The sequence below is a fragment of the Roseibium album genome (genome assembly GCF_965233825.1).
In the GTDB taxonomy this organism is placed as follows: Bacteria; Pseudomonadota; Alphaproteobacteria; order Rhizobiales; family Stappiaceae; genus Roseibium; species Roseibium album.
The window spans coordinates 3,300,095-3,312,526 of sequence record NZ_OZ247583.1; the positions used below are offsets into that span (position 1 = coordinate 3,300,095).

A 12,432-nucleotide genomic window follows, 5' to 3' on the forward strand; every position below is an offset into this window, starting at 1 on the left:
ATGGGGGGAAACAGTCAGAAAGAACCGGTCGCGATCATTGGGCTGGGTTTGCGTTTGCCCGGTGCTGAGACCTTGGACGGCTTCTGGGAGCATTTGACTGCTGAGCGCTCTTTGATCACGGAAGTGCCTGCGGAACGATGGGATGCAAAGGCGGTCTATGGAAATCCGGCAAAGGGCAACAAGACCAATAGCATCTGGGGTGGTTTTGTCGAAGACGCGGATTGTTTCGATGCGGAATTTTTCGGAATTTCGCCTCGTGAAGCGGCGTGGATGGATCCGCAGCAGCGTTTTGCCTTGGAAATGTCGTGGCAGGCCATCGAAGACGGCGGATACCGGGCGTCTGACCTGGCAGGCAGCCGTACGGGCGTGTTCATGGGCGTGTGCCACTGGGACTACGCGGAACTTCTGGAAAAACACCTGACGGTTGTCGATGCCTATCTACCGACAGGCATTGCATTTTCGATCATAGCCAACCGGGTTTCTCATTTTTTCGATTTTCATGGCCCCAGCATCACCAACGATACGGCGTGCGCGGCCTCCATGACATCCATATATGAGGCCGTGCGGGCGCTCCAGGACGGAACATGTGATCTGGCTCTCGCCGGCGGGGTCAATTTGATTTGGTCCCCCAATCATTTCGTAGCCTTTTCCAAAGCGGGCATGTTGTCCAAAGACGGCAAGAGCAAGGCGTTTGATGATGCCGCGAATGGCTATGTGCGCGGGGAAGGCGGTGCCGTTCTGCTGCTCAAACCCTTGTCACATGCGCTTGCAGATGCAGATCCAATTCATGGTGTCATCAAGGGCATTGGAATAAACCATGGCGGTCGGACAAACTCGCTGACCGTCACCAGTCCGGACGCGCAAGCAGAGCTGATCAAGCAGGTGCATCGCGAGGCGGGTGTTTCACCTGATACCGTCGATTTTGTCGAAGCTCACGGCCCAGGCACGCCACTTGGTGACCCGATTGAAATTGCCGGGCTGAAAGCAGCTTTTTCCGAGTTGGCTGCCGAAAACAAGGTGAGCCTGACGGCTGGGGCATGCGGCATAGGATCCGTCAAGACAAACATCGGTCATCTGGAGGGAGCTGCCGGTGTGGCCGGTGTCGTCAAGGTGCTGGCCGCGCTCAAACATGGTCGGTTACCGGCAAATTCCGGTTTCAGGGAGGAAAACCGCCTGATTGATCTTGGCGGATCCTCCTTCCGGATTCAAAAGGAGCAAACCGAGTGGCCGGAAGGTGGAGACCGTCCACGCAGGGCGTGTGTCAGTTCGTTCGGATTTGGCGGCAGCAACGGGCATGTCTTGCTGGAAGAGGCCCCGGGTCAAAGCGTCAGGCAGATGCGAAGATCGATCGCCGCTGTTCCCTTGTCTGCAACAAGTACCGAGCGTTTGGCAGAATACGCGGCACGGCTGCTAGGGTTTGTTGAAGAGATCAATCCAGACACTGTTACGCTCGCCGACATCGCGCGCACCTACCAGATGGCCCGCGAACCAATGGATGTCCGCTGTGTCTTTCTTGTTTCGGATTTAACTGAACTTGCCTGTGCCTTGCGGGAGTTTCTGGTCTTGGGTGCTGACGGGCAAATTGTCCTGCCGAAAGACAGTTCCGGCAAGACTTCCGAAAAATCATCCAAAATCAGGCGCCTTGCGAACGAGTGGTTGCAAGGCCAATCTGTCGATTGGGCGTCGGCGAGGAGGATCGGCAAAGGGCGGCGAACGCACGCGCCAGGTTATCCCTTCGACAGAAAGCGGCACTGGATGGATCTGTCCCTGGGAGCGAAAAGCCAACAGGGACCGCTTCATCCGCTGCTGCACACCAACACATCCGGCTTTGACAGATGCAGCTATGAAACCTGTTTGACAGGCAGTGAATTTGTTCTTGAGGACCATCATGTCGGCGGCAAGCAGATTCTGCCCGGCGTCGCGGCTCTCGAAATGGCCAGAGGGGCTTCGGATCTGGCTGGCGTGTTGAATTCCGGGGGGTGTCTAATTCAAGATGTGATTTGGCGCCGTCCAGTCCAACTTGAGAACAGGCAGGCACTAACCATTGAAACACGTCTGGAACGGCAAGATCAGGAGAAAATCAATTTTCAGATAGCCGCACCGGGGAGCGCAAAGAACGAGGCCAATGTAACCGGCACCCTTTGCATTCGTGACTTTGCAGATCAGGAGGTCGAGGACCTCGAAGAATTGATACGCCGCATTGCGGATCCTGTTGAGACGGACGTCTGTTACGACTGGCTTCGCCAGAGCGGCGTTGATCACGGACCTGCATTCCGAGCGTTGTCCAGGGTAAACCGAAGTGATCAGGAAGTTCTCGCCCAGATAAAGTTGCCCCGTCGTCTGATGGCTTCTCTTGAGGCGATGCCGCTGCACCCGGTATTGCTGGATGCTGCAATACAGGCGTGGGTTGCTTCCGGAAACGCGCCGCCAACGGGAGCCGGTGTCCCGTTTTCATGTCAGCAGATTGAAGTCCATGGTGCCTGCGAGATGGTGATGTGGGCGCATGTTCGGATGCGTGATGGCGCGCAGGACGCACCGGTTCGGCAACTGGATATCGATTTGCTAGATCGCAGCGGCGCGCGCAAAGTCAAATTCAAGGGTCTGGTGTTGCGGGTCATCGATCACGACCATCTGCTGGAGCCGGTTTCCGGCGCAGATGAGGACTTGCCGCTGATCGTGACTGACGGTGGATGGCAAAGTCTTCCGTTAGAAGTCCGCGCTAGCGATGTCGGTGACCGGCGGCTTCGGCTCCTTTTGATCGGGATTGATGAGGTCGTTGCAGCCGAGCTTGTCAATGCGACGGGTTGGAGCGTTGAGAGTCTGCCGGATGTGGGGGGACTTGAAGATGCGGAAGCAGTTCAAGTCCTTTATGCCGCAGGCTTTTCGGCTGTTCGGCAGTGCCTTGAAAATCGAGCCGAAAAACTTGTCGACATTCTCGTGCTGGCGGCGGAAGACGTTCCGGCGGTTGTAACTGCGCCGCTCGTTGGTCTTTTGAAAACCGCGATGATCGAAAGCCCCAGGGTCCGGGGACGTCTTGTTTCAATAGCTGGAGACATCTCCATTGGCCGGTTGCGCGCCATTGCGGGAGCAGAACACGCCGCTAGCGACGAATTGGCTGAAATACGGCACGACGCGAGCGGGAACCGAAGCGCCTGGCTTCCGGTATCAAACGCCGTCCTTGGAGAATCTGAACCCTTTCACGCCAATTCGAAAGGCGTATACTGGATCACGGGCGGATTGGGTGGTTTGGGGCGCATTTTTGCCGACTGGCTGTTTTCCAGGGGAGCGCGGAAGCTGCTCCTGACCGGTCGCAGCGACACGCCGCCCGGTCATGCAGAACTGTGGATGTCAGGTCTCCGCAAGAAAGGCGCACAAGTACATTACTGGCCTTGTGACATTTCCGATTTGTCGGATGTGGAACGTATCTCCATACGCGCTGACCGGGAAATAGGTCCTTTGAAAGGGATCATTCAAGCGGCCGGTGTCCTGAATGACGGGTTTATCCGGCTTCAGGATCCGAAGGCGGCTGAGGACGTCTTTGCACCCAAGGTCACCGGGACCGTCAACATGGACAAGGTCACAAAAGACATCGACCTGGACTTCTTTGTCTTGTGCTCCTCCATTGCGTCGGTTTTCGGAAATGCCGGTCAAGCCGCCTATGGTGCAGCGAATGCCTTTCTGGATGCCTTTGCAGAACGTCGCGCAAATGATGTTCTGGCAGGCGGGCGGAAAGGCAAGGTGGTCGCAATCGCCTGGCCTCTTTGGGCCGATGGTGGCATGTCCGTCGACAAGGCAACGCTGGGCGCTGTGAAAAAACGCCTTGGCCTGACGCCATTGCCTCGCGAAGCCGGGCTAAAAGCGCTTGAAACGATCCTCTCGGGGCAGGGCACACCACGTTGCACCGTTCTACACGGCGATCTGGAGCGGATCGACGATGTTCTGGCCGAGTATGGCCAGACACCGGAGGATGTTGACGCAAGCATAGCCAAGAATGCGCGCGCGCCGACAATTGCAGAACCAGTCACCGACACGGAGGCCCTCAAACGAAAAACCATCGAGTTCGTGTGCGGAATTCTCGCTGATGTTCTGGAAATGGATGTTTCCCGGATCAAAGCCAACCGCAAGCTGGAAGAATACGGTCTGGATTCGATTGCGATTGTTGAAAGCACCAGTCGTTTGGAAGAGGCGATCGGCCCTTTGTCGAAAACGCTCTTCTTTGAATTTGTAGACGTGGATGGCGTTGCAAGCCATCTCATCGAAGAACATGCCGCGGCGCTTCAACAGGCTCTTGGAGAGGAGACACCGGCGAGACAATCCGCTGCCGCACGGAGCAGTGTCGGTGACCAGATTGGTTCGCAGCCGATCCCGGTCAAAACCGATCCTGCCGGGCCGGAACCCGCCCGGGCCGGCAGCCATGACATTGCCATTGTCGGCCTGTCGCTGCATGTTTCGAAAGCCGACGATCAGGACGCTTTCTGGAAATTGCTTTCGGAAGGCATCGACGGGTTTGAACCGGTTCCAAAGGACCGTTGGAACAATGGCGCCCTTCATCACGCAGAGCGGGATGTTCTGGGCAAGACCGTCGTCAAGACCGGTGCGTTTCTCAAGGATATCGACAAGTTTGATCCGCGTTACTTCCGCATCTCAAAGGCGGAGGCGGAGTTGATGTCGCCAGAGGTTCGGCTCTTCCTTCAGGCCAGCGTCGAAGCCTTCGAAGATGCCGGTTATTCGCGCGAAACCATGGCCAGGCGCTATGATGGCGACGTTGCCGTGATCGTTGGTTCGATGACCAATGAATACGACCTCTACGGTTTTCAGAACATGCTGATGCGTGGCTCCCTCGCCAGTGGCAGCTACACCGGGACCGTTCCAAATATGGTGTCCTATTTTTACGGTTTCACCGGTCCCTCTTATTTCCTGGACACAATGTGCTCGGCCTCGTCCACCTGTGTCCATGAAGCCGTTCACATGCTGCGGGCAGGGCGGTGTAAAATGGCGCTGGCTGGTGGCGTCAGCCTGCTTCTTCATCCACAAAAGCTGATCGCGACGTCGCAGGAGCACTTCACTACCAAGTCCGCCGATGTCATTCGGGGCTACGGTCTCGGCGCGGAGGGTACGATCCTTGGCGAAGGCGTCGGTGCGCTGGTTCTGAAGCCGCTTGCAGATGCCGAACGCGATGGAGATCATGTCTATGGCGTCGTCACCGGCACAGGCATAAGCAATGCAGGTGTCCGCAACGGTTTCACCGTACCCAATCCCAACCAGCAGGCGGTAGCAATAGAGCGGGCGCTTGAGGACGCCGGTATCGGACCGCAGACGATTGGCTATATCGAAGGGCACGGGTCGGGAACCGCTCTCGGGGATCCGATTGAGGTAAAGGCCCTGACGCATGTGTTCCGCAAACACACCGATGCGGTGCAAACCTGCCCCATCGGAACGGTCAAGAGCAATGTGGCTCACCTTCTTGGCGCATCCGGACTTGCCGGCCTGGTCAAAGTGCTGGCCCAGTTCAGACATGGTCAGCTTGCGCCTTCGCTTCACGCCGAGACGCTGAACCCGGACATTCCCTTTCAGACTACCCCGTTTTTTGTCCAGCGTGCATTGACCCCCTGGCGCCGGCTGATTGATGAAAACGGCGTCGAGCTGCCGCGCCGGGCGGGTGTTACCTCCATCGGTGCCGGGGGGATGAACTCCCATATTGTTTTGGAAGAACACCGCGCGGCGGTCCGCGCGGCAGACCAGGGTGAACCTGACCTTCTGGTGTTCTCGGCGCTGGCACCGGAGAGACTGAAAGAAGTTTTGAAGCGCTTTGCCGCCTTTCTGGAACGCACGCCGGATTGCCGCCTTTCCGATGTGGCCTATACGCTGCAGACCGGCAAAAACGAACTTTCCTGCCGGATGGCAGTGGCCGCCACAAGCATTTCAGATGCGCGCACCCTCATTGAGAGTTTTCTGACATCGGATACGCCCGTATCGGGCATGACGTATGTCCCGAATATTCTTGAAACCGATCTGCCCGACGATCTTGAGGATGTGGCTACAGCTTGCGCGGAGCGGCATTTGCAGACGGTCGCAAAAGCCTGGTGCCATGGCGCACCCATGGATTGGGACCTCTTCAATCTCGGCAGAGACGTGCGCCGAATATCCCTGCCTGCCTATCCGTTCGAAAAGGTCCGGTGCTGGTATCAGCAGGACGCCGATGCTCCGTCGGTCGTCAATCCGCTCGGGTCACGCTTCAAACTGCACCCTTTTATTGGCGAAAACCAGTCGGATGTGACCGGATTGCGCTACCGCACAGTGCTTCACCTCAAAGAATTGCGGGACTATGTTTATCTCGACGCGGGCCGGGAGACGGTCCTGCCAATCGCCGCCGCGGAGATCGCCTGCTCGGTGGCAAAGATCTCTGGCGTTGCCGAAGAGCCGACACTGTCAAATCTCGAATTCCTGTTCACTCCGGTGTGGCCGGAAGTAGAGGAACTCCAGATTGAGGTCAGGCCTCAATCAGCGGACGGCTGCATTATCGAGATCACCGTGGCGACGGTGGATGGCAAACGCGTCAAGTGGGCCGAAGCGAGCGCTGCGCGTGGAGGCACGACAGGTGACAGCAGGTTCGACCTGGAGGCCTTGAAATATGCTTCCACCCGCCTTCTCGACGTCAAAGATTTCTATGGTCGCTTGAAAGAGCAGCGCCTCTCTTTTGCACCCTATCTGGAGAGTGTGGAGGGTCTTTGGGAACTATCCGGTGGCGGGGCCTTGTGCCGCCTGAAGGACGAGCCGCTGCAACAGGATTTCTTCAAGAAAAACATTTGCTGTCCAGCTCCAGCGCTTGCCGCCGCTTTTGAGTTGCTCCGCATTGTGGTTCCCGCTGAAGCTGAATCACTATTGCGAGGCCTTGGACATGTCTTTCTAGCGGCTGGTGAAATAGCATACATACTTTGCCGCCTCGGGCGCACAGGCCTCCCAAATATTCACTTTCTGAACGCGGACGGATCAGTCGTCGGGATCATCTCCGATATCCGCCTGGGCGCGCGAAAGCAGGCTGCGGCAGGTCAAACATATGTTGATGTTGACGCGGGACCTTCGGAAACTCACGCAGATACGCTTCAACGGGATTTACGGGAAAAGGCCGCCGCAATCCTGAAGTTTTCAGCCGCCGATATTGGAGCGCGCGAGACCTTCCATGACCTGGGTTTCGATTCCATTTCCCTCGCGCGTTTCGCAAACGACATCAGCCAGGCCTACGGCATCGAGGTTTCACCGGCGGTATTCTTCGAATGTGAACATTTAGAAGCGCTTACGTACCATCTGATCGGCCGGCATGATCTGAAACTGAAACCTCCGGAAATGCCCGAGGTTGCAGACACTCTGCGCGTGGCGTCTTCTGATGGTCTGGAAGACGGGGGCATGCGTGAAAGAAGCGCCCGGTTTTCGCGTTGGTCGGGTACACCTGAGGAGCCAGCACCGGAGAACCGGATCGCAATTATTGGCATGGCTGGCCGGTTTCCGCAGAGCCCAGATGTTGAAACGTTCTTCGATCATCTGCTGGAGGGACACGATTTAACGGGCGATCTGCCCCTTGGCCGATATTCCCAAGTCTATGCCGACAGGTTTGCAAAAGCGGGTTTTGCCAAGCATGGCGGGTTTTTGAAGAATATTGACCGCTTCGATGGGGCTTTCTTCAATGTCTCGCCGGTCGAGGCCGAACGGCTTGATCCTCAGCAGCGACTCTTGTTGGAAACCTCCTGGCGTACTCTGGAAGACGCCGGATACAAGCCGCAGGACCTGCCGCGCGATACCGGTGTTTTCATCGGCATAACCTCGCTGGATTATGCCGAACTGTGGCGTTCGGAGGACCTCCCGTCCGATGGCTATGTTGCCACTGGCAATTCCCTCGCGATGGCTGCAAACCGTCTTTCGCATCAGTTCGATATTCACGGACCGAGCCAGGCGATTGATACGGCATGTTCCAGCTCACTCGTTGCAATGTTGCGGGCTCGAGACACTCTGTTAAGTGGCAAATGTTCGGCTGCCATTGTCGGTGGCGTCAATTTGTGTCTGGCGCTGGACGGCTTTGAAGGTCCGTATCAGGCAGGAATGCTGTCACCAGCCGGCCGTTGCCACACCTTTGGACAGGCAGCAGACGGCTATGCGAGAGGCGAGGGTGTGGCAGCCCTTTTGCTGAAAAGGTTGACCGACGCAGAACGCGACGGTGATCGCATCCACGGTGTGATCGCCGGGGGCGCTGAAAACCATGGTGGCCGGTCGGGAGCTTTGACAGCTCCGAACGCCAAAGCACAGGCGCGGCTGATCATCGAGGCAATGCAAGATATTGATCCGAAGTCCGTCAGCCACATTGAGGTGCATGGCACAGGGACCGAACTGGGAGATCCCGTTGAAATCAACGGTTTGCGCCGCGCCTATTCCCAATTGCTGGGCGCAGAGCCAATTGCCACTCCCTGGATTGGCCTTGGAACCGTGAAATCGGCGATCGGTCACCTGGAGGCCGCAGCCGGTATCGCCGGTGTCATCAAGGTGCTGATGGCCATGCGCCGGAACGAACTCCCACCCACATTACACAGCGAACCACGCAGTCCGCACATCGATCTGGAGGGCAGTCCATTCAGGATTTTGACCCGGCGGGAACCCTGGAAACGAGGCAATGATCGCCACCCAAGACGGGCCGGGGTAAGCAGTTTCGGGTTCGGTGGTGCGAACGCACATGTTGTACTGGAAAGCGTCGATACTGAGCAGCGCCTGGCACGGTCCCCGTTGGTAGCGCACAGGTTCGACGAGACCCGCTATTGGCTGCCCGCTGCAAGGCCTGCTGAAAGCGATCGCGAGAAGATGCTCTTTTCGGCGAAGTGGACAACAGCAGAGGCGACATCCTCTACTCCTTTCTCGGGCCGCCATGTCGTTGTCGGTTGCGGGGTCCATGTTCCGGCCGACCGGGCCTTAACCAGCCACAACCTGCTTCTTGCCGGCGGGACCATCTCCGACAGATATACCGATGCGGCCGAACAGCTTCTGGAAATCCTGCGGCAGGAAATGGCCTCCGGTGGCAAGGAAGATGTTCTTGTCCAACTTGCCGTTGCACTTGAGGGAGAAAATGCTCTTTTCAGCGGGCTGACCGGCATGCTGCAAACGGCCCACGAAGAAGACCCTCGTATTCGCGGTCAGGTCGTTGAGGTCCCGCTTGCCGGTTCGTCCGAGCAGACCCTGGTCTGGCTGAAGGAGGCTGCTGGCGATTTGCACAGCGTGCGCATGCGCTACGTTGAAGGACAACGTCAGGTTTGGTGTTGGCAGGAGCTGGCAGAGCGAACCGTCGAAACCCCGTGGCGCACCGGGGGTGTTTATCTGATCACGGGAGGGATGGGTGGTCTGGGGCGGTTATTGGCCGGACATATTGCCGTGACCGTCAAGAACGCCGTAATTGTTCTGACTGGCAGCAGTCCGATTGATGCAGACCGGAAAAAAGTCTTGTCCGGGTTGCGCGAAAAGGGTGCTGTCGCGGCCTACCGTCAGGTTGATGTCTGTGACCCGAAGGCTGTCCGTGATCTTGCTGCCCATATCATTGAGGTGCACGGAAAACTAAACGGGGTCTTCCATTGTGCCGGGGTTTTGCACGACGGATACATTGCCACAAAGTCCAGCAGGCACTTGAAAAGTGTCATGTCTTCGAAGGTGCAGGGTGCGCTGGCGCTTGCGGACGCTTGTTCAGATACATCACTCGACGCGTTCGTATTGTTTTCATCGCTTGCCGGGCCGTTCGGAAATGCCGGGCAAGCTTGTTACGCTGCAGCAAACGGCTTTCTGGACGTTTTCGCAACACGATCCGGAAACAGGATCACTGCTGTCGACTGGCCCCTTTGGGCGGATGGCGGCATGTCTGCTGATGACACGGTGAAAGACGCTCTTTACCGCCGGATGGGGCAGCGACCCCTGGAGACACAAGCCGGTTTGGCCGCGCTGGAAAAAGCCATTGTGTCTGACGCCGCCCAAGTAGCCGTGGTTGGTGGAAACGAGGCACGAATTCGGGCGTTTTTTGCCGCCGGAGAAAGAGCGACGGCGCCGGATAGGTCAGCGCCTGTACACGATGATGCAGGTCTCGCGAACGCTTCAGGTCAGTTTAAAGACAAAGTGGTCCGGAAACTCGGCGCTTTGTTCGCCGAGATCAGCGGTCTTGCGGCAAGCGCGATCAATCCGCAAACGCCCTTGGAAGACTACGGCATCGACTCGCTGATGATTACCAGGCTCAACAGCCGGTTGGATGACGTCTTTGAAAAACTGCCCAAAACCCTGTTCTTCCGCTACCGGACGCTGCATGAGGTCAGTACGTTCCTCGTTGAAACCCAACCCGTAGCATGTGGAGTATGGACGGGGGAAACGGCCGGGTCTGAACAGCCTTTAAGCCGACGCGCCCGCGTTGTGCCCACCTCCGGGATATCGTCGTCAAGCCTCGCCGATGATGAACCGATTGCCATCATCGGCATGAGCGGAACCTATCCCGATGCAGCCAATCTGGAAGAATTCTGGGACAACTTGCTTGCCGGCCATGACGCAGTCGGTGCTGTCCCCGATGACCGCTGGGCGTTGGAGGAGGTCTTCGACCCCGATCCCGACAAGGCCGTGGCGCAGGGCAAAAGCTACTGCAAGTGGGGTGCGTTTCTGGACGGTTTCGCCGATTTCGACCCGATGTTCTTCGGTCTGTCTCCGCGGGAGGCCGCAGGCATGGATCCGCAGGAACGGCTGTTTCTGATGACCGCCTGGCAGGCTATCGAAGATGGCGGCTATACGAGAGATCGATTGAAGGAAATAGCCGGTACAGAGCACGGTGGTGCACGCGTTGGTGTTTTTGCAGGCGTGACCAAGACCGGGTTCGCGCTTTTTGGGCCATTCCGGTCCGAGCACGGGGCGATGGTGCGGCCATCGACATCCTTTGCCAGCTTCGCCAACCGGGTATCGCACATCCTGGATCTCTCCGGCCCAAGTCTGCCTGTCGACACGATGTGCTCGTCTTCGCTCTCTGCAATCCATGAGGCTTGCGGGCAACTGAGAAGCGGGAGTTGCGCCCTGGCACTGGCCGGTGGCGTCAATCTTTATCTGCATCCATCGAATTATGCTGAGCTAAGCGCGGCTCGAATGTTGAGCCCGACAGGCCGGTGCCGGAGTTTTGGCGCAGGCGGCGACGGGTTTGTTCCCGGTGAGGGAGCCGGATGCGTTCTGTTGAAACCGTTGTCCCGGGCCATAGCAGATGGGGACAGGATTCACGCGGTCGTTCGGGGCAGTGCCGTAAACCATGGCGGCCGCACAAACGGATACACTGTTCCCAACCCAGACGCGCAGCGGGATGTGATAGACGCCGCCCTTGACCGATCCGGGCTCAAGGCGGGCGACATCAGTTACATCGAGGCGCACGGGACCGGCACGGAACTTGGCGATCCAATTGAAATCGATGGATTGACTCAGGCATTTGGCATTGTAACGGAACATGCCGGTTCGTGTGCACTGGGATCGGTGAAATCCTCGATAGGTCACCTGGAAGCTGCTGCTGGGATCGCCGGCTTGACCAAGGTGGTTCTGCAAATGAAGAACCGGGTGCTCGTTCCCAGTCTGCATGCGGAGCGGATCAACCCGAATATCGCTCTGGAGGAAACACCATTTGTAATTCAAAGGGAGGCAGCAACTTGGTCGTCCCGGTCACCGAGAAGGGCCGGGGTATCTTCCTTTGGTGCCGGCGGCGCGAATGCTCATGTGATTTTGGAAGAATGGGTAGACCAGAATGGCCCTTCTTCGAGTGGGGATGTCGCTGAAACACCGCAACTGATTTTGATGTCAGCACAAGACCCCGACAGGCTGAAAGAGTATGTGAAGCGGCTGCTCGGATTTTTGAAGAATTCTCCTTTGCCGAACCGGAAGTCTTTTAGTGAAAGCGTGTCACCTGAAGAAGTTCAGGTTGAACTCGGCCGTATCCTGGCAATTGATCCGGCACAGATTGACCCCGAGGAAGATTTCGATGCTCTTGGACTGGAAACATCACATATTCCTGCTTTGCAAAACTGGTGCGAAAAGACCTTTGAGCGCCGCCCAACGCCTGCGGATTTGGATATGTCCCGCTCGATCAATGGTCTGCTTGAGCTAATTGCGTCGAATTCTGTTGACCGGGGATTTCCCCGGACTGCTCCCAACCTTGCCGATATCGCCTATACGCTGCAGATCGGCCGTGAAGCGATGGACTGCAGGCTTGCCCTTGTGACGGCTAGTGGGGATGAACTGCGGAACGCGCTTGATGCCTGGCTGAAAGATGAAGAGCCGTGCGTCCCGCACGCGCAGAGTATTCAGAATTCGAGGAAAGGCGCGCTTGGTGCGCTGGCGGCTGATCAGGTAATCGGGGATGTTGTCGAAAGAGCCTGGGAAACCGGTCATCTGGAAACA

At 57.4% G+C, this 12,432-nt stretch carries 1 protein-coding gene (running past one end of the window); it reads left to right on the forward strand.

Features of this window, described 5'->3' with window-relative positions; all coding sequences use genetic code 11:
- A protein-coding gene (locus ACO6TI_RS15210) for an SDR family NAD(P)-dependent oxidoreductase (protein WP_422385228.1) crosses the window boundary here: on the forward strand, positions 1-12,432 show its 5' portion. Its footprint extends 8,253 nt past the window's final position; 12,432 of the gene's 20,685 nt are visible here — the first part of the coding sequence; it begins with the start codon at positions 1-3; its stop codon lies off the right edge, out of view.